General features: G+C 63.2%; 17 protein-coding genes. 9 read left to right on the forward strand and 8 right to left on the reverse strand.

Annotated features, from left to right (window positions below):
* Positions 1 to 40 precede the first annotated feature (40 nt).
* Together ACSU1G_RS12815 and ACSU1G_RS12820 are read right to left on the reverse strand one after the other, a co-directional pair.
* On the reverse strand, positions 41 to 883 hold the full coding sequence (locus ACSU1G_RS12815) for an ABC transporter permease (RefSeq protein ID WP_439280339.1): 843 nt from the start codon (positions 881 to 883) through the stop codon (positions 41 to 43).
* Positions 880 to 1761, reverse strand: coding sequence for an ABC transporter ATP-binding protein (locus ACSU1G_RS12820; RefSeq protein WP_439280340.1), 882 nt, complete (start codon positions 1759 to 1761; stop codon positions 880 to 882). The genes ACSU1G_RS12815 and ACSU1G_RS12820 overlap by 4 nt, the downstream gene beginning before the upstream one ends.
* Before the next feature lie 116 nt (positions 1762 to 1877).
* Here ACSU1G_RS12820 and ACSU1G_RS12825 point away from each other — a divergent pair, with 116 nt between their 5' ends.
* From ACSU1G_RS12825 to ACSU1G_RS12835, 3 genes are all read left to right on the forward strand, one after another.
* A complete protein-coding gene (locus ACSU1G_RS12825; protein ID WP_439280341.1) occupies positions 1878 to 2114 on the forward strand; it encodes a hypothetical protein in 237 nt (78 codons plus the stop codon).
* Positions 2115 to 2162: 48 nt separating this feature from the next.
* Positions 2163 to 3572: an amidase gene (locus ACSU1G_RS12830; RefSeq protein WP_439280342.1), complete on the forward strand. Its 1410-nt coding sequence runs from the start codon at positions 2163 to 2165 to the stop codon at positions 3570 to 3572.
* An 88-nt stretch (positions 3573 to 3660) separates the two neighbouring features.
* The gene (locus ACSU1G_RS12835; protein WP_439280343.1) at positions 3661 to 4791 is read left to right on the forward strand and encodes an AI-2E family transporter; all 1131 of its coding nucleotides are present in this window, start codon (positions 3661 to 3663) and stop codon (positions 4789 to 4791) included.
* Between the two features lie 23 nt (positions 4792 to 4814).
* Here ACSU1G_RS12835 and ACSU1G_RS12840 read toward each other — a convergent pair whose 3' ends face one another.
* Both ACSU1G_RS12840 and ACSU1G_RS12845 read right to left on the reverse strand, forming a co-directional pair.
* Positions 4815 to 5252 (reverse strand): DUF6630 family protein, encoded by a 438-nt coding sequence (locus ACSU1G_RS12840; protein ID WP_439280344.1) that lies wholly within the window; start codon positions 5250 to 5252, stop codon positions 4815 to 4817.
* A complete protein-coding gene (locus ACSU1G_RS12845; RefSeq protein ID WP_439280345.1) occupies positions 5249 to 7186 on the reverse strand; it encodes a BCCT family transporter in 1938 nt (645 codons plus the stop codon). The genes ACSU1G_RS12840 and ACSU1G_RS12845 overlap by 4 nt, the downstream gene beginning before the upstream one ends.
* 67 nt (positions 7187 to 7253) lie before the next feature.
* Here ACSU1G_RS12845 and ACSU1G_RS12850 point away from each other — a divergent pair, with 67 nt between their 5' ends.
* On the forward strand, positions 7254 to 7961 hold the full coding sequence (locus tag ACSU1G_RS12850; RefSeq protein ID WP_439280346.1) for a spermidine synthase: 708 nt from the start codon (positions 7254 to 7256) through the stop codon (positions 7959 to 7961).
* A 33-nt stretch (positions 7962 to 7994) separates the two neighbouring features.
* On the opposite strand, the gene ACSU1G_RS12855 is transcribed toward ACSU1G_RS12850, so the two are convergent.
* Together ACSU1G_RS12855 and ACSU1G_RS12860 are read right to left on the reverse strand one after the other, a co-directional pair.
* Positions 7995 to 9395, reverse strand: coding sequence for a threonine/serine ThrE exporter family protein (locus tag ACSU1G_RS12855; RefSeq protein WP_439280347.1), 1401 nt, complete (start codon positions 9393 to 9395; stop codon positions 7995 to 7997).
* Positions 9396 to 9423: 28 nt separating this feature from the next.
* The gene (locus tag ACSU1G_RS12860) at positions 9424 to 9729 is read right to left on the reverse strand and encodes a hypothetical protein (protein WP_439280348.1); all 306 of its coding nucleotides are present in this window, start codon (positions 9727 to 9729) and stop codon (positions 9424 to 9426) included.
* A gap of 81 nt (positions 9730 to 9810) precedes the next feature.
* Between ACSU1G_RS12860 and ACSU1G_RS12865 the strand changes: the two genes are divergently transcribed.
* The gene (locus tag ACSU1G_RS12865) at positions 9811 to 10887 is read left to right on the forward strand and encodes a hypothetical protein (protein WP_439280349.1); all 1077 of its coding nucleotides are present in this window, start codon (positions 9811 to 9813) and stop codon (positions 10885 to 10887) included.
* A 10-nt stretch (positions 10888 to 10897) separates the two neighbouring features.
* Here the strand turns inward: ACSU1G_RS12865 and ACSU1G_RS12870 are convergent, their stop codons facing one another.
* Complete coding sequence (locus tag ACSU1G_RS12870; protein WP_439280350.1) at positions 10898 to 11500, reverse strand: GrpB family protein; 603 nt, start codon at positions 11498 to 11500, stop codon at positions 10898 to 10900.
* 787 nt (positions 11501 to 12287) lie between these two features.
* Between ACSU1G_RS12870 and ACSU1G_RS12875 the strand changes: the two genes are divergently transcribed.
* The 4 genes from ACSU1G_RS12875 (at position 12288) to ACSU1G_RS12890 (ending at position 17301) form a co-directional block, all read left to right on the forward strand.
* Positions 12288 to 12509 (forward strand): helix-turn-helix domain-containing protein, encoded by a 222-nt coding sequence (locus tag ACSU1G_RS12875; protein WP_439280351.1) that lies wholly within the window; start codon positions 12288 to 12290, stop codon positions 12507 to 12509.
* Positions 12499 to 13782, forward strand: a complete 1284-nt coding sequence (locus ACSU1G_RS12880) for a HipA domain-containing protein (protein WP_439280352.1) — start codon at positions 12499 to 12501, stop codon at positions 13780 to 13782. The genes ACSU1G_RS12875 and ACSU1G_RS12880 overlap by 11 nt, the downstream gene beginning before the upstream one ends.
* 255 nt (positions 13783 to 14037) lie before the next feature.
* Positions 14038 to 15879 carry an ATP-dependent nuclease gene (locus ACSU1G_RS12885; protein ID WP_439280353.1) on the forward strand — a complete coding sequence of 614 codons (1842 nt, stop codon included), beginning with the start codon at positions 14038 to 14040 and terminating at the stop codon, positions 15877 to 15879.
* 177 nt (positions 15880 to 16056) lie between these two features.
* On the forward strand, positions 16057 to 17301 hold the full coding sequence (locus tag ACSU1G_RS12890; RefSeq protein ID WP_439280354.1) for an AlbA family DNA-binding domain-containing protein: 1245 nt from the start codon (positions 16057 to 16059) through the stop codon (positions 17299 to 17301).
* A 107-nt stretch (positions 17302 to 17408) separates the two neighbouring features.
* Here ACSU1G_RS12890 and ACSU1G_RS12895 read toward each other — a convergent pair whose 3' ends face one another.
* Positions 17409 to 17711 (reverse strand): hypothetical protein, encoded by a 303-nt coding sequence (locus ACSU1G_RS12895; protein ID WP_439280355.1) that lies wholly within the window; start codon positions 17709 to 17711, stop codon positions 17409 to 17411.
* Between the last annotated feature and the right edge of the window lie 369 nt (positions 17712 to 18080).

An 18080-nucleotide genomic window follows, 5' to 3' on the forward strand; every position in this document is an offset into this window, starting at 1 on the left:
CGTCCCACTCTTCCACTTCGATGCGGACCCTGCGCACCACTCATCCGTTCCGATGGATCCAGCGAAACGTCAGCCTGCTGATGATGAGTCCGACCACGAGCCAACCGACGAGCACGAGCGCGATGAGCCCGAGATCCCATGATCCGCTGACCTCGGCGACCTGGAACGAATCGGGCAGGAACACTGAGCGCATGCCCTGTGCGATCCACTTCACCGGCAGCACGCCGGCGGCGTTCTGTAGCCACTCCGGCAGCATCGAGAAGGCGATGTAGACGCCGGAGATGAACTGGATGAGCAGCACGATCGGGATGACAACCGCTGCCGCCGACTTGCCCGTGCGTGGCACGGCAGAAAGTGCGATGCCGAGCAGGGTGCAGGTGATGAGCCCCAGCACGAAGACCCAGGCGAAGCGGCCCCATGCAGCGGCATCCGTTGGCAGTTCCACTCCGTAGAGCACCACGGCGACGACGATCAGTAGCGCGATCTGCAGGATGGCGGTCACGAAGACCTGGCCGAGTTTTCCAATGAAATACGTCACGGGAGAGATCGGGGTACCGCCAAGGCGCTTGAGCGTGCCGTCGTCTTTCTCCATCGCGATCTCGAGTGCGGGGCCCTGCACGCCGGAGAGCAGGATGCCACCGGCGATGAGTCCTGGCAGATAGTAGGTCGCCATGCTGATGGCGTCGGGGCCCTCACCGATGTCGCCGGTGAAGATCGTGGCGAAGATGAGGTACATCAGCGTCGGGAAGAGGAAGGTGAAGAACACCTGGTCTCCGGCGCGGAAATACTGGCGCAACTCGAACCCGATGCGGCGGAGGCCGAGGCGGAAAGTGCGGACGAGGCCGAAGTTCGTGGTCGTCGCGGGCAGTGTGGTGGCGTTCATGCGAGTTCCTTCACCGTTTCCATGGTGTCGGCGGCCGCATGCTCGCGGATCAGGCCGAGATAGATGTCTTCGAGCGTGGGGCGGACGACTTCGAGTCCGCGCGGCTCGCCGCCGTCGCGGAACAGCCCAGCAACGACCGCGCCAGGCTGATTAGTGTGCTCCTCACGCGTCGTGCCGTCCGCGTCGGTCCAGCGAACACGTGGGGTGCGGGCATCCGCCCCGCCGATCTCATCGATGCGCCCGATCGCGCTGATCTGACCGCCCGTGATGACTGCGGCGCGATCTCCGAGCTTGGCGGCTTCGTCGAGGTAGTGAGTGGTGAGCAGGATGCTCGTGCCCTCTGCCTTCAGGGAGTTGATCAGATCCCAGAACTGGAGCCGCGCCTCGGGATCAAAGCCGGTGGTCGGCTCGTCCAGGAAGAGCATCTCGGGGCGACCGATGATCCCGAGGGCGACGTCCATGCGTCGCTGCTGTCCGCCGGACAGCTTGCCGACGCGCGTCTTCTGCTTCTGCTCGAGTCCGACGGCGGCGATCACCTCATCGATGTCTCGCGGGCGAGGGTAGTAGCCGGCGAACTCGGTGAGCAGTTCGCGCACCGTGACGTTGCCGGCCTCTCCTGTGGACTGCAGCACGATGCCGAGCCGTGCCTTCCACTCGAGTCCACCGCGCTGTGGATCCACGCCGAGTACCCGCACGTCACCGGAGGTGCGGTGGCGGTATCCCTCGAGGATCTCGATGGTCGTGGATTTACCCGCACCGTTCGGCCCCAGCAGTGCGAAGGTCTCGCCACGGTGGATGTCGAAGCTGATGCCGTCGACGGCAGTGAAGGCCCCGTACGACTTGCGGAGGTCGCGAACCTCGATCACGTTTTCGGTCATGGTTCCATCGTGGCCTGTTCCGGGGGCCTGTCGGTAGCGGCCGGGCGGCTGATTGTGGGGTCCACCGATCGGTGGATGCCCTTTCGGCGGTCGCGGCAATTCGCTAGCTTGTGGGCATGAACAACGACTACTCAGGACTGGCAGCAGGACTCGGAATAGGCGCAATTATTTTCGGGCTGGTGATCTATCTCGGCACGCTCGCGCTCACACTGTGGATCGGTTATCTCATCATGCGTACTGCCGTTAAGAACGGCATTCTGCGCGCCGATGCGGAGCGGGTGGGGCAGCGGCCAGGTGGCCCGTACCCCATGCCGCCGACCACGCAGCATCCCGGTATGCCGCCGCGCCAGTGAAATGACGCGGCGGCCGCACGCAGTCAACGTCGCCCGTAGGCTCGAGCCATGGCTGAGCTGCACGACCTGACCGCGATCGAACAGCTGGCGGCGCTCCGAGCGCGTGAGATCAGCCCTGTCGACCTCGTCGCGCACTACCTCGACCGGATCGACCGGCTCGATGGCGGACTCGGCGCTTTCGTCGAAGTGACGGCGGATGCTGCGCGCTCCCGGGCTGCGACGCTCGGTGAGCCTGAGGGTGCGCTCTGGGGTCTGCCATTCGGCGACAAAGACCTCGTCCCGCGCGCCGGGGTGCCGACGCGGTTCGGCTCCAGACTGCACAAGGATTTCGTACCGGATGCCACGGCAGATCAGGCCGCGGTGCTCGATGAAGCGGGCGGCATCAGTCTCGGCAAGACGAACACTCCGGAGTTCGGGCTCACCGGATACACCGAGACGCAGATCGCTCCACCTGCCCGCGACCCGTGGAATCCGGCGAACGGTGCAGGTGGCTCAAGCGGAGGCGCGGCGACCGCCGTCGCCGCCGGGCTGCTGCCGCTGGCCCCGGCATCCGATGGTGGCGGGTCGATTCGCATTCCGGCGGCGACGGCCGGCGTGGTGGGGATCAAGCCCTCCCGAGGTCGCATCCCATTCGCTTCCGGTCTCGACAGTCCTGGCGGACTGCCTGTGGCGGGTCCCATCGCTCGCACGGTCGCGGACGCCGCACTGCTGCTCGACGTACAGGTCGCGGGACGAGCGTATTCGTACGCCACGGCGGCTCCCGGCGGAGGGTCGTTCCTCGACGCAGCGACGGAGAATCTGGCATCCGCTCGCGTCGGCGTGACGACAGTCTCGCCGTGGGACGATGACGACGACATTCGTCTCGACCCGGATGCTGCGCGGGCGGTGTTGGTGGCGGCAAAGCTGCTGACGGATGCCCGACACGGTGTCGACGAGTTCGACTGGCGTCCGCGAGGCTATGCCGAGATGTTCACGACGATCTGGCGCACGAGCGCGGCGCGCATGAATCTCTCTGATGCCGAGCTCGAACTGGTCGAGCCGATCACCGCGTGGCTGGTGCGCGAGGGACTCGGTCTCACCGGCGCCGAGGTTCTGGAGGCGCTCGCCGCGGCAACGGCGTTCGAGCGCGCCACGATCTCGTCGTTCGCGCCGTTCGATGCGGTGCTGACCCCGGCGCTCGCGCTGCCACCGCAGCCGGTCGGATGGTTTCACCCGACCGACGCCGCGGAGAACTTCTCGCAGCAGGTGCGCTACGCGCCGTACTCGAGTTTCGTGAACGTCGCAGGTCTTCCGGCCGTGGTGGTTCCGGTAACACTGGATGCGTCGGGGCATCCGGTGAGCGTGCAACTGATTGGACGCCCGGGTGGAGAAGCTACGATCATCGCGCTCGCCGCGGAGCTGGAGCGTCGCGTTGGCGGGATGCCGCGGCCTGCCGTGTGGAGTTCGCTTCGCACGTGAATCACGACTCACCACCCATTGCACGCCCCTTGACCTGCGACGTTGCGAGTGCTCAAATATCACACGGAATCGAACTAGAGGGGGCAGCATGTGGAGTCGTATCAGAGCGAGCAGTGACGGTGGAACGCTCGGCAACAGCAGCCATCTGAACCGGATCGAACCGTTCACATTCGGGCTCGTCGGGGCGCTGGGAGTGCTCGTCGCACTTCTGATCGGCGCGATCGTCGGCCAGCTTGCGACGGTCTTGATTTATATCGGGGTGGCGTTGTTCCTTGCCCTCGGCCTCGACCCCGTCGTGGTGTTCCTGGAGAAGCGGATGCCGCGGGCTGCTGCCGTGAGCGTAGTGGTCGCCGGAGTACTGGTGATCTTCGCCGGCATCCTGCTCGCGATCGTCCCCATACTTGTGCGCCAGATCGCCAATCTCATCGAAGACGCCCCGAAGATGATCGAGGACGTGATGAGTAGCGACTGGTTCACGCAGGTGACCGGCCAATATGGTGCGGAGATTGAGAACGCTGCCAACGGTGCGCTGGAATTCTTCCAGGACCCCGACAATCTCGGCCAGATCGGCGGCGGGCTGATCGCTGTCGGGTCGGGGATCGCGAGCGGAGTCACCGGGGTGATCATCGTGCTCATCCTGACCCTGTACTTCATGGCGTCGCTGCGGAGCATGAAGCGGACCGCAGCGCGGTTCGTTCCTGCATATCGGCGGCCGGGCTTCAGCGAGCTGCTCGAAGACGTGTCAACGGCGGTGGGGCGCTACGTGATCGGTCAGGTCAGCCTGGCATCGATCAACGCGGTGCTGACGATCATCTTGATGAGCATCATCGGGGCGCCTGTGCCGGCGCTGCTCGCGCTGCTCGCATTCATCGGTTCGCTCATCCCGCTCGTCGGAACGCTCAGCGCATCGATCATCATTTCGTTGATCTGTCTGTTCGACGCACCGATCACCGCGCTGATCGCGGCCGTCTACTACCTCATCTACATGCAGATCGAGGCGTACGTGCTGAGTCCGCGCATCATGAGTCGCGCGGTTTCAGTGCCCGGTGCGATCGTCGTGATCGCCGCGGTAGGTGGCGGTGCACTCGGAGGAATCCTCGGCGCCCTGGTGGCGATCCCGGTGACGGCAAGCATCATCATCATCGTGCAGAAGGTGCTGTTTCCCGCACAGGATCGAAAAATTACTCCGCCTGATGCAGAGGTGGGCGTCATCGCGTAGTGAGGCGAAGGTGACAGTCCGCCTCAGCTGAACGAACGCGCGGTGTGCCCCAGCCTCTCAGACAGGGCAATGATCTCATCGACGTTGGCGGTCGGGACGGCGACCAACGGGTAGGCATCAGTGTCCTCATCGAGGTAGACGAGGCGTAAGCCGTGCGGGTTGAGAAGTTCGTCGGCGCGGACCACAGCCGCGGACAGATCACCGTCGACGTCACCGACCTCATCGACGTCAACCCCGGTGCGGAAGATTCGGGGGAGCGCGGGCAGAGCATCAGCAAGTTCGATGCCGGTGTCTTTCTCATCGAGGTACGCAAGCGCGCCCGCCTCATCGAGCCCGTCGATCAGCACCTGCCAAGCGTCGGTCTCGTCGGTGACCGCCTGGCGCACGGCCGGTTCCAGCTCGGGGTCGTCGTCCAGTAAAGCGCAGAGACGGGCCCAATCTTCGATGGTCGTGTCGCTCATTTTGCGTCTCCGTTCGCCTGCTCCGGGCTGCCGCCGGCGTCAAGGTCGAGGGGCTGTTCATCCGAAGCATCCGCCACGATGATCGGCAGCGACGAGGTTTCGAAAATTTCGGTGAACGCCTCGTCCGCCGGCTCATCGATCCATGGGTGGTCGTCCTGGGAATGGTCGTACTCGCTCGGAACGAGCGCGAAGTCATCTCCGTACTCTTCCAGCCCTGTGCGCACACTGTGCCGGAGCGCCTGTCGTGCGTACTTGTCACGCAGGATCAATGGGTCGCGACCGAGGTCCTTCATCAGCGCGACCATCATGAACACCAGGATGACGGCGAATGGCAACGCCGCAATGATCGTCACGTTCTGCAACGCGCGTAGACCACTTCCCTCGACACCCGTGGCGAGCAGCACCGCAGCGATCACGCCGATGAGCGTGCCCCACGTGATCGTGACCCATCGCTTGGGCGTCGGGTCTCCCTGCTGTGACATCGTGCCCATGACGAGTGACGCAGAGTCAGCTCCGGTGATGAAGAAGATCGCGATGAGGAGCATCAGCAAGATGTTCGTGATGCCGGTGAGCGGAAGGTTCTCGAGCACGCCGAAGAGCACATTTTCCGGCGGTGCCGTCGCTAGCTCTGCTCCGTTCAGCTGCTGATCGATCGCGGTTGTCCCGAAGATCGCGAACCAGACCATAGAGATCAGTGACGGTACGGCGATCACGACCAGCACGAACTGCCGGATGGTGCGGCCGCGCGAGATCTTGGCGATGAACATACCGACGAACGGCGACCACGAGATCCACCACGCCCAGTAGAAGATCGTCCAGGAGGCGAGGAACTGCTGCGTCGCCTCGCCCTGTGCGCTGGAGCGTCCCATCATCTGGGGGAGATCATTGATGAACTCGAACGCGATCGCCGGGATGATATTCAGGATCAGCAGGCTGGGGCCGACGAAGAAGACGAACAACGACAGAACGATGGCTGCGACCGAGTTGATGTTCGATAGTGCCTGGATGCCTTTGGATACACCGGATGCCGCTGAAGCGATGAAGCAGGCAGTGAGCACGGCGATCACAGCGATGAGCACGCCGTTGCCGATCTCTCCGATGCCGGAGACGATCTCGACGCCGTGGCCGATCTGCAAGGCGCCGAGACCCAGAGACGCCGCCGTGCCGAAGAGAGTCACGAGGATGGAGAAGATGTCGATCGTCTTTCCCAGCGGACCTGTCGTCTTGTGCTCTCCCAACAGGGGCGCGAAGACCGATGAGATGAGCGGCGTGCGCCCGCGGCGGAACGATCCGTATGCGATCGCGACACCCACCAGGGCGTAGAAGGCCCAGGCCTGCGGGCCCCAGTGGTACAGCACCTGTGCCTGTGCGGTCTGCATCGCCTCGAGTGTTCCGCCCTCGACGGTTCCTGGGGGCGGCGTCTCGAAGAAGGTCAGCGGCTCCGCGGCTCCCCAGAACACCAGGCCGATGCCCATGCCCGCGGCGAAAAGCATCGAGATCCAGGAGAACATCGAGAACTCTGGCGCTTCGTCGTCACGCCCGAGTCGGATGCGACCGTACTTGCTGACTCCGAGGAAGATCATGAAGAGCAGGATCGCTGTCGCCACCGAGGTGAAGAAGACTCCGGTGTACTCGATGACCCAGTTCAGCGTGGATTGTGCAGTGGTGGCGAGGCTGTCGCCGCCGAGGACGCCCCAGCCGATGAATGCGACGACGAAGGCCGCGGCGACACCGAAAACCAGCCAGTCGGTGCGATACACCCGGCCGGTCTGTTCCACTCCGACTCCGGGGATCAGCGCCGGGTGTACACCTTTCGGTGGCAGATTCGTCAGACTGCGCGCGATGTTCCGTGCCACTTCTGCGGCGCGTGTGGCCGAACGCGTCGCAGACGATGCATCTTTGGTGTTCTTGCCCGTTCCGTCATCACTGTTCACGAGACCCATACTTGCAGTGACTGGGCTATACGGCCGGTAGTGTGAGTAGAAACGGAGGGATGCCGCAGTGATCACTCGGTTCGAAGAACTTGACTGGCAGCCCACACCGATCGGCGACCTCATGTTGCGGCGGCGCACGGAGCCGTCGGTGGGGCAGGAGATCTACGAGGTCAAACTCGGCGACGAGTACCTCATGTCGAGCCTATTCACGGTGGCAGAGGAAGAGCTTGCGAACCTCGGTCTCGCCGCTGTCGAGGGTGACGACCTTACGGTCCTCGTCGGAGGCCTCGGGCTCGGGTACACGGCTGTCGCCGCATTGCGAGATGAGCGAGTACGCGCCCTTACGGTGATCGATCGGCTTGGCGCCGTCATCGGCTGGCATGAGCGGATGCTGCTGCCGGTGTCGACCGAGCTCGTCAGCGATGCGCGAACGACCCTGGTCGAAGACGACTTCTTCGCCATTATCCGCGCGGAACCTGTCGAAGGTGTTGGCGGTTACTCGGTGATCCTGCTCGACGTGGATCACTCGCCGCGTCACCAGCTCGACCCGACGCATGCTGATCTTTACGACGCGGCCGGTCTGCGTGCGCTTGACCGACACCTCGCGCCGCGCGGTGTCTTCGCGCTGTGGTCGGATGATCCGCCCGACGATGTCTTCATGGTCGAACTGAACGCAGTGTTCAACGACGCCGTCGCGCACGTCGTCAACTTCGACAACCCCGTCACCGAGGGAGTGTCATCCAACACCGTGTACGTCGCTCGCAGCCGCGGCTGACATCACGCCCGACCGGCATCACGCAGGTGGCGCTCAGCGTCTGACGCGGGCACGCGATTTCGCGACGCTGGCGAGGGTTTCGCGTATCGGCGTGCCCAGGTAGAGCCCCAATGACGCGCCGGCGGCGAGGCCGACGCCAATTGTTCCGGCGAGTACGAGCGGGCTGATGCCGACGAGCATCCCTTCGGCAGTGCCGTCGGAGTCGACGATCCCGAGCAGTCCCCGAAAGACTGTCAGGCCCGGTACCAGCGGAACGATCGCTGCGGTCGTGACGGCGACCGACGGGACATGCAGATTGCGGGCGATCAGGATGCCGACGAAGCTGGCCAGAAGTGCGCCGACGGCGCTTGCCGCGCCGACGTGGATGTCGAGCAGGAGCGTGAAGGTGTAACCGAGGATCGCGATCACGCTCAGCACTGCGCTGACGAGAATGATTCGCATCCCCGCGCCGTTGAACAACGCAACCGCCACTGCGATGATCGCCGCGCCTGCGATCTGAGAGGGGAGCGACCCGAATGGCAGTGCATCATTGGGCAGTGCCACGCTGAATCCGAACAGGCGGGCGACTTCGAGGCCGATGAGGATGCCCAGCACGACGCCGACGGTCTGCATGGTGAGATCAAGGATGCGTCCGACGGCGGTGAGCGCAAACCCGTCGATGGCATCTTGTGCGGCGCTGACGACGGTGAGACCGGACAGCATCAGGACGATGCCCGAGGCCACGATGATCGAGGGCTGCACATCGGTGAAGGGTTCGATGCCGGCGGCGCCGAGAGCCGAGACGACGGTCGCGAAGGCGGTGATGACGAATGCGCCCGCAATCTGGCTGAAGAATGATGGAACCTGCAGGCGAGCGAGCCCGGCCTGGGTGAACGCCGCGCAGAGAGCTGAGATGAACGTCAGCAGGATGATGAGAGGCGATGCGCCGAACAGGATCGCGGCGCCGACGGTGAGCAGCGCGCGGGCGACGATCACGACGATGGGGCGATACAGGAATGGCGTGCGTCGGATGATTCGGAAGGCTATCCGCGCTTGACTGAGCTCCATTCCGTCGGTGATGTCGACGACCAAGGCCTGCAGTCGCTGCAGCTTCGCGTGATCCGGTGACGCGGCGCGCACCACACGGAGCAGCGTGGTCGGCCAGTCCTCTTCGCCACGATGATACGAGACGCTGATGGCGTTGAACGTGACCTCGACCTGCACTCCGGTGAGGCCGTACACCTGGGAGATGCGAGTGATGGCGAAGGTGGCATCGTGCGCGGATGCACCGACGGCGAACATCGACTCGCCCACGCGCAGCGCGAGGTCGAGGATCTTCACGACGACGGTCTCATTAAGGACGGGATACGCCTCGGTGAGCGCGACCTGTGAGGGGTCGGTTCGGATGGCACGGCGTACCGAAGTCAGCAACCGCCACTCGCGTTCGGGAGACATACTCCTATTGTGTCTCCGAACGAGGGTCTTAGTCGGTATCGATCCCGAGTCTGCCGCGGAGGAAAGGCAACATCGGCGCCCGGTACTTGATCGCCGGCGCATGGCGGGGCTCGAGCGCGAACTCCGCCTGGCCGAAACGCCATAACCGGTTGAAGAGAAACACACCCAGCTTCACGGTTTGGTCGGATGGAACCTGCCAGGTGCCGAGACCCCACTGGACAGGCTGGCCTCGGCCCTCGATGACGAGTGTCGGCCTGACTCCGGCGTACAGAGCGAACCAGGGCTTGTGCAGTGTCAGTTCGATGCGGCGGGTGGCGTTGTCGTCGGAGCTCATCGTGCGATCAGCTTATCCGCGGCAGCGTGATCCCTGCTCCGTACACGTCGTCTCTTCGCCTCCATGAGTAGGCTCCGAGGCATGGATCTGTTGCGGCTCGCGGGCGCGCCCGGCGTCGGAAAATCCACGACGGCGTGGGCGATTGCACAGCAGATTGCGTCAGACGGCGTCGCGGCTGCATACGTGGACATCGATCAACTGGGGATGTGCTACCCCGCGCCGGACAATGACCGAGATCGTTGGGCGCTCAAAGAGCGCGCACTTGCTGGTATCGCCGAAGTGTTCCAAGTCGCTGGTGTGAGCCGATTGATCGTCTCCGGGGTTGCATGGCCCGATGATCCGCCGCCGCAGATCGGCGGAATCTCCATAGGATCGATTTGGCTGGATGCCTCGGAGCAAGTTCGACGTGGACGCCTCGAGGTGCGAGCGCTCAGCGACGGACAGCTCAGTCAGGCGCTCGTCGCTGGCACCGCTGAAGCCGAGCGGCTGCATCCCGCGTGGGATCGGGTCGATACGAACGGCAGCTCGGAGGCGGAGACAGTCCAGGATGTGCTCGCGAGATGGCAGCCGGCTTCGGCTCAGGCGACCGCGGTCAACGCCGCCCGATCCGTCTTGAGCGTCGATCGGTCAACAGATCGAGTGCTGTGGATCACCGGTGCGCGCGTGGCGGGCGCGTCGCGAATCGGCTGGGAGGTCGTGAACCGGGAATGGGGTGTGGGGCGACGTGCTGGCTTCATCGATTTCGCGCAGCTGTCTTTCGCCTGGAACATCGACGGGGCGGTCGGGCCCGCGAACCTGGAGCGCTTACACGGAGCGTTCCGTGAAGTGGGCGCCGACAGGCTCGTTGTGGTGGCCCCACTCGAGGTCGATCCGGTGGTGGTGCGCGCGGCGCTTCCGACCGCGCAGGTCTCGTTTGTTCGCCTCACTGCATCCGCCGCGGATCGGTGGGCACACGCCCGCCACCGCCAGCGCGGGGGAGGCCCGACGCTTGCCGGAGACGACATCGTCGGCGCGTCGGATGCTGCGATCGACCGCATCATCCGAATCAGCAGCACGCAGGCGTCGTTGCCTCTCCGTGCACACGAGCTGAATGTCGACACACGAGCTCTCTCGCCTGAGGACGTCGCGACGGTGGTGCGGCACGCGGCTGGCTGGTAGACGGCGTGCCTCAACTATCTTTCGTTGCCCACGCCTCGAACTCTGACTGGACCCGATCAAAGAACTCCGTTTTGGCCAGGGTGTAGTCGTCGTAATCGGCTTTGCCGATCTGCTGCGCGCTCAGCGTTCGTTTCACCGTCTCGTATCGCTGGCACGCGTCGGTGTTCGCGCGAAGCCAGTTGCGGAACCAGACGGTGTACAGACCCCATGGTGAGTCCGCACGACGGACGTGAAGTATCGCCTGGGCGTCTTCATGCCAGAACAGCAGCTTTTCCCAGACGCGGGGATCAGCCTCGATCGACCCTCGGGGTATATCGCGATCGACGCCTGGGGAATCGGGGCGCGAACCACGTGCACGCACGTAACCGAGCGGCGTGAGCCGGGCGACGAGGTCGGTCTCCGAGGGGAGCGGAGAGATGCGCAACTGCAGGTCTACGAACGGCTTCGCTGCGAGGCCTGGCACGGAGGTCGAGCCGATGTGATCAAGCGTTGCAGCCTCGGCGCCGTCGAGTCCGTCGACGGCATCCAGTACTTCCGCAAGCAGCCGCGATGCGCGCTGTACCCACTCCGCCTGATGCTCGACCAGTGCTGCCGGGTTTTCCTCGTCGCTCACAGCTCACTCCAGACGCGTCGGAGCGAATGAACTGCCTCGCGGGCGGCGGTCGGAGACAGAAGAATTGGGCCGTCGGAGATATGCGCATCGGTGCACATTTCACACTTCACCGGATCGGTGAGCGCCGCCCATTCCTCCTCCGACCACCACATCACGCCATCGTAGCTACTGGTCGGAGTTGTGCGGGGTACGGGAGGCGCTTGTCTCGCTCGATTAACGGGCGGCTTGGAGGACGGACCGGGGGCTTCCCCTGAAGCGGCCGGTAGTCACTACCAGGCGTAGACGTTCTCGGAGACTTGCGTTGCTCCATCTGGTGCCATCAAGCCGTCGGGTAGAACTTCGAATGTGCCAGCAACGCCCTTCGAGCCGATGGGCGCGGCGCCGCACGACACGGTCCAGTCGTCCCCGGCGTCTGCAACAAGACATACGGTTGACCCTTCAAGCCCCCGAGCGAGCCAGAGTGAGGTGCCGTCGTGTTCCCCAACGAACCGACTGGACGGAACGTCAACCGCGTCGTACGCATAATCTTCCAACTGCGGTAGTTCATCGCGAGTCTCGCGATCGCCTTGAAGGTCCGCGAACGGCTCCTGAGCGCTGCAACCGGCGAGAAGAACGACGGATACCGCTGTCAGAGCAAACGCGAAAACATGGCGTTGGTGGGACATGGCTTCATCTTGGACCACCCTGGTCACGAGCGCCACAGGGTGTGCGGTATAAGCCACTTCCTCTTGTGTGCGGTATAAGTCACATGTATCGTTGTGCGTTATAAGTCACTTGTGAGGTCGACATGGAAGTACGCGCTGCATCGGACTTCGGCGCACTCGTTGCTGAGCGCCGCGAAGTTTTGAGCCTGTCTCAAGCCGAGCTCGCGCGCCGCGCCGGGGTCACGCGCGAGTGGGTCGTGCGGCTGGAGAACGGTTCCACCGCCGTCACACTCTTTCGGCTCATGCGCGTTCTCCGTGAACTCGGCCTCGTCGTCGACGTTAGCGAGGTTGATGATGTCGAGTGAACTGTTCGCGTATCTTGATGGCGAAGCGATCGGCGTAGTCGAGCAGTCGGCAGGCGGTGCATTGTCGTTTACCTATGACGATGACTTCCGACGCCGGCGCGATGCAACCCCGCTTTCGCTCTCCATGCCGCTTGTACGTGCCGGGCATAAGAACAAACCTGTGCGCGCTTTCCTACAGGGGTTGCTTCCGGACAGCCCTGGCCGACTCGCGGAGCTTGGACGCGAGTATCGCGTCAGCGCCAATAATCCCTTCGCTCTGCTTTCGCACATAGGTCGTGATGCGGCCGGTGCCGTGCAGTTGCTTCCTCCTGGCGAGGCGAGCGCTGATGCAGCCGAACGTCAAGGCGATGTGCGTGAACTCTCCGACACTGACTTCGCGGAGCTCGTGGCAGATCTTGTTCGCAATGGTGACACGTGGGGAAGGCACGCAGATGACGCGCGCTGGAGCCTTCCCGGAGCGCAGCCCAAGGTCGCTCTGTTCCGTACCGAGAAGGGGCGATGGGCGGTGCCGCAGGATTCTACGCCGACCACGCACATTCTGAAGCCCGCGGTCGCGCCGTATCCGGACCATCACATCAATGAGTTCATGACGATGGCCGCCGCGCGTGCGCTGCGGCTTCACGTTGCTGACGACTTCTTGGTGTCTACCGAGCGTGGCGATGCGGTGTTCGTTTCCACGCGCTACGACCGACGGATCGAGGAAGGGCGTTGGCATCGGCTCCACCAGGAAGACTTCTGTCAGGCGCTGAGCGTGCCACCAGACATGAAGTATCAGTCCGAGGGCGGACCGGGTATCGCCGCGATTGCCCGCCTCATCAACTCTCTGCCTGACGCCGAAGATCGTCGAGGCAACGCAAAACAGTTCTACGAGGCCCTCGTGTTCTCGGTGGCGTCGCTCGGCACTGATGCACACGCGAAGAACTATTCGCTACTGCTGCAGCGTGATCGTGCCAGGCTCGCCCCGCTTTATGACCTCGGCAGCTACGCTCCGTACCTCGCCGCCGGCGGGGGGAACCCGAAGATCGCCATGTCGATCGATGGGGAGTGCAACGTCGGACGGATCAGCCTCGATGCGCTGGTCGGGGCGGCGGCACGGCTCGGCATCGACCGCGACTGGGCCGAGATGCGTGCCCATGACATTACGGACGGCATCGTGACCGCCTACGCCGCGGCGGCAGATGCTGCGCGAGAGCAGCTCGGCGACGACCCGTTCGTCGGGCGGGTGCTCGACAGCATCCATGAGCACGCGTCTTCGCGAAGCTGGAACGCGTGACTCAACCAGACCAGTACTAAAAGAAAAGTCCCCCACGAGTAGAAGCCTCGTGAGGGACAGCAACTCCGACGGGCGTCGATCCCGTGACCTCACGATTCTCGGTTGGATTCGGTGGGGTAGCGGGTGCTTGCTGGTCGCCGTTTGCCGCGTGATTCCGCGGAAGTTGTCACGGTTGGTTGCGGCTGGTCTGGGGTGGTGTCAGCGGGGCTACCGGCACAGAACCGGCACACGATCAAGTCATGGGACTATGTCACTATGCGGAGCATCGATAAGGCTGAGTTCGAAACGCTATACAGCGCTCGTCACTCGCATCTCTTGGGGGGTGACGCGGCCGATTTCAGTTTCTCGCTAGAGGAGATCCGCGTCCACGGCGGCGGCGTCATTAGACCGCAGCGTGCTGGGGTCACCGCGATCGTCGGCGCGAACAACGCGGGAAAGTCGACTCTACTTCGAGAAGCGCATTCGTATATCGGTGTTCATTCAGGACAGATGCAGCCGCCGCATATCCTCGTCGAGGCGGTGTCGATTGCGGGATCTGACAGCCCTGCTGACCTCATCGCATGGATGCTTGAGAATTCAACACCAGTCGTAGACGGAACGAACACATATTTTGTCCGCTCGCATGCGTCGCAAGAGAACGCGGAATCCTTCGAGTACTACTGGAACAACCGAACTATCGAGCGTGGTGGTACCGGAGGGGTAGGAGGGCTTAGCGCTTTTTTGACCTTCTACGGAGACGCGTCAGGCCGGCTTAGCCTCGGTGCATCGGCTGAGCTGCGGGACTCGGTATTGATGCCGCCGACGCACCCTGTCCACTACCTCGAGGATTCGGTCGAGCTGCGCCAGCGTCTGAGCGACATAAGCCAGCGAGTTTTCGACCGCCCTCTCACCCTGGACACGTTGTCACGTACTGTTCGACTTCGCGTCGGAGAGCTTCCGGGCGAGGCTCCGCGATACAACGATGTGTCGCGTGAGTATCGCGAGGCTATGGGTGCTTTGCCCGCCCTTGATGAGCAAGGAGACGGCATGCGGAGCTTCTTCGGACAGCTCCTGCCCGTTGTAACTGCAACCTATCCATTGATTCTCCTGGATGAGCCGGAGGCGTTCCTGCACCCTCCGCAGGCGCATGCGCTTGGCGTCGAGCTGGGGAAGATCGCCACTGAGCGTGGCACGCAAATCATCGTTGCGACACATGATCGTCATCTGTTGACGGGGTTGCTCGACTCCGGTGGTGACGTCTCTGTGGTTCGTGTGAGCCGAAGCGGCACCAATTCAGCCGTCCGTCAACTCGACGCGGCGCAGCTGAGGAACATATGGACGGATCCGGTCCTGAAGTACTCGAATGTTCTCGATGGGCTGTTTCATCAGGTCGTGGTGCTGGCCGAAGCCGAGGGTGACTGTGCGTACTTGGCCGCGGCCGCTGGAGTCCTCAACGAAAGTGCAGGGGCTTCGCCAAGTGGCGAGGCGCTCTTCGTTGCGAGCGCTGGTAAGCAAGGCATGTGGAAGCTTGCTCAAGCGCTACGTGCTGTCGATGTCCCAGTCGTTGCCGCTCCAGACATGGACCTTATTTCAGACGAGGCCGAGACGAAGCGTCTGTTTACCGCCCTTGGGGGCCACTGGGACGACGAGCTTTCGACGCTATGGTCTACGGCGACGGCCGCTCAACGCGCGCCACGGGAGCCAGTGAAAATCGCTCACGTACTCGACGCGGTTGCAGGTTCGTTGACGCCTCGGCGCGATGAGGTCTATACGCCGGCCGTCCGCGACGAGGTGCTCTCCCAATTGCGTTCGCGCGAGTCTTCTTGGGTAGAAGTCAAGAAGCACGGTATCGCTGCCTTCGTCGGCCAGGCGCGGGCGGCGCTACTTCAGCTGATGGAGCGACTCGAGACAGTTGGGCTGGTGCTCGTACGCGCAGGGGAACTGGAGAGGCTCGCCCCGGATGTCATCGCGCGAAAAGGGCCGGCTTGGCTTGAGGAAGCGTTCCGTAGCGAGCAGCACCGCAATGCGACTACGCAGGAACACATCGTCCGCGTGACAGAGGTGGGGCGGCGACTGGCTGGCAACCGTGTGGCGAGCAGTGAGCTAGACGATGCGTGAGCGGGGTTCGTTCGTTGACAAGCCGCTCGGGTGCGCCGCTGAGGAGCGCCCGGACCGCAGCGGAGCGAGGACCGGACGCACCGCAGGTGGCGTAGCCGGCCGCTAGGCCGGCCTTGAACAAGTAAAGAAAGTTCCCACAGCTGGACCCGCAGCCAAGTCAAAATGCGATGATTGCGTATGCTCTTCACCGCACTCCACCGGCTGCTTGGGTGTGCCGCAGGCCCAATCACCGATGAATTGATCGATGCCGCCGTCGAGCAACACATCGCGGAAACTGATGACCTTGACTGGAAGCGGGATTTGCCGCCTACGAAGGGTCTGTCGGCCACTGATTTTCCGAAGGATGTGGCCGCCATGGCTAACAGCGGTGGCGGTGTCATCGTTTACGGAGTATACGAAGAACAGAAGCGTGCGATCGGTCGACACGACGTGGGGGAGCTCACGGAGCATCACGAACGGACGCTTCGTGCTGCAGCTTACGGAGCGATTACGCCGCCGGTATTTGTCGCTATCCATGCTTTCGGAGTGGCCGGCAATCGGGGACTCGCGATCGTCGTGCCGCCTTCTGCTGATGGGCCTCACTTGATCTTCAAGGAAAAGTTCTTCGGCGCTCCTCTTCGCAACGACGCAGATACCGAGTGGATGAACGAACGGCAGCTTGAGGCGGCGTATCGGGCCCGCCTGGACGAGCGACGCCGCTCCGCTACTGCTCTAGCGCAGCTCTATGATGACGCCGCAGCCAATTGGAGCGACAGCCAGCGCGCCGTCCTGATCGCTATCGCACGACCGCGCCTGTCTGTCGCCGGATCAGCACGTGTTGAACGTACGGAAGCACGTTCGGTATTCGCGAGAGCTGAGAAGTTGGGCCGAGTGCTTGCGGGCCCGACTGGTGTTCACCCCCTTGACAGCGTTGTCAATAACCCGCGACCGGGTCTACGTCGGTGGGTAGCTGTGAACGCGCAAACAACGGACAAGTCTCGTTGGCGCGCGGCCGGAGCGTCGATCCACGACGACGGTTCGGTCAGTATGGTTGCGACGGTTGGTGGCCATCCGAAGCCCTATGGCGGCGAAATGCGAGACAGTCAAGTGGACTCGGCGGCCATTGAATGTGCTGTGGCTGACTTTCTGGCGCTCGTCCGCAAATGGAGTGAGTCGCGCGGGACAGGGGAGCATGACGTCAAGGTTGGTATCGAATGGTCCAACTCGAACCCGCTGCTTATTCAGACAGTTGACCAGAGCGGACATCCGTATGACGGCACCTCTGTGCCGTTGAGGCGTTATCTTCCGGTCGAAGCGACTATCGATGCCGATGTGGCGGATGCTGAGTTCCTGTCGCGCGTCTACGAGATTGCCGAGGACTGTGTCAATCAGGGTGGGATTACTAACGTCAGGATGATCAGGCGTCCCGAACCCGAAGAATAGGTCAGTTGCGCGCTCGAGCCTTGCGAATTGGGTTCTACTCGGCATCGACGTCACCCCCAAACCGCTCGATGATGATCTCAGTTTTTAAGAGGCCCAGCCGGTGAGGCTTACAACGACCGATCCGGGGTCGATCGCATCCTCTTTTGTACGTCTTCGCGTTGGAAAGCGTCTACACCGTTGAGCTCCAGACACTCGGGGCAGTCGGTCCGTGAGACCTCGGGATCTGGTTTCCGCTCGAAGCAAACGGGGCTGAGGCCGCAGAGCGCATACGGGTGGCGCTGGTCGACTTCTGCGAGAACCTCGGCGAGCATATCGGCCGCATCCTCGTCATCACTGACGATGTGCAGGTAGCGGTCCCGCCAGTCGACGTCGTCCCAGGCGTGGGTCTTCGGCTCCGCGATTGTCTGCATGCTCGCTCCGATTCTCTTGGAAATCTCGCTGTAGAGTCCAGGATCGCGTAGGCCACAGACACCGCACTCTATCGACAGCATTTGTGGCCGAAAACAGGTACAAATGCTGCTGTTAGCGCAGGACTTGCCCGCTGTTCTCCAAGGTCAGTGTGAGGGTCTCAGTAAGTCGGACTATGGCTGGCAGGATCGGCTCCGGTTCAAAACGTCTTCCGGTGCGATGGCACATGAGCCTCTCGAAGTAGCTGCGCAGAAGCCAGTCCCTCCGCCAAAGTGCATCGTCGAGAGACATTGGGCGTCCAGGGATGAACGAGCGTTCCCCGGTGCGGGAGGTGCTCACTATGGAGTACCCGTGTGGTTCACCAGCGGGCG

Source organism: Microbacterium sp. A93 (genome assembly GCF_051842835.1).

Coding starts and splice junctions, on each gene's coding strand:
- ACSU1G_RS12880 (WP_439280352.1), top strand. CDS start 12,499: ATGTCGAGTGAACTGTTCGCGTATCTTGATGGCGAAGCGATCGGCGTA.
- ACSU1G_RS12885 (WP_439280353.1), top strand. CDS start 14,038: ATGCGGAGCATCGATAAGGCTGAGTTCGAAACGCTATACAGCGCTCGT.
- ACSU1G_RS12840 (WP_439280344.1), bottom strand. CDS start 5,252: ATGAGCGACACGACCATCGAAGATTGGGCCCGTCTCTGCGCTTTACTG.
- ACSU1G_RS12825 (WP_439280341.1), top strand. CDS start 1,878: ATGAACAACGACTACTCAGGACTGGCAGCAGGACTCGGAATAGGCGCA.
- ACSU1G_RS12835 (WP_439280343.1), top strand. CDS start 3,661: ATGTGGAGTCGTATCAGAGCGAGCAGTGACGGTGGAACGCTCGGCAAC.
- ACSU1G_RS12865 (WP_439280349.1), top strand. CDS start 9,811: ATGGATCTGTTGCGGCTCGCGGGCGCGCCCGGCGTCGGAAAATCCACG.
- ACSU1G_RS12890 (WP_439280354.1), top strand. CDS start 16,057: ATGCTCTTCACCGCACTCCACCGGCTGCTTGGGTGTGCCGCAGGCCCA.
- ACSU1G_RS12895 (WP_439280355.1), bottom strand. CDS start 17,711: ATGCAGACAATCGCGGAGCCGAAGACCCACGCCTGGGACGACGTCGAC.
- ACSU1G_RS12815 (WP_439280339.1), bottom strand. CDS start 883: ATGAACGCCACCACACTGCCCGCGACGACCACGAACTTCGGCCTCGTC.
- ACSU1G_RS12820 (WP_439280340.1), bottom strand. CDS start 1,761: ATGACCGAAAACGTGATCGAGGTTCGCGACCTCCGCAAGTCGTACGGG.
- ACSU1G_RS12860 (WP_439280348.1), bottom strand. CDS start 9,729: ATGAGCTCCGACGACAACGCCACCCGCCGCATCGAACTGACACTGCAC.
- ACSU1G_RS12830 (WP_439280342.1), top strand. CDS start 2,163: ATGGCTGAGCTGCACGACCTGACCGCGATCGAACAGCTGGCGGCGCTC.
- ACSU1G_RS12875 (WP_439280351.1), top strand. CDS start 12,288: ATGGAAGTACGCGCTGCATCGGACTTCGGCGCACTCGTTGCTGAGCGC.
- ACSU1G_RS12855 (WP_439280347.1), bottom strand. CDS start 9,395: ATGTCTCCCGAACGCGAGTGGCGGTTGCTGACTTCGGTACGCCGTGCC.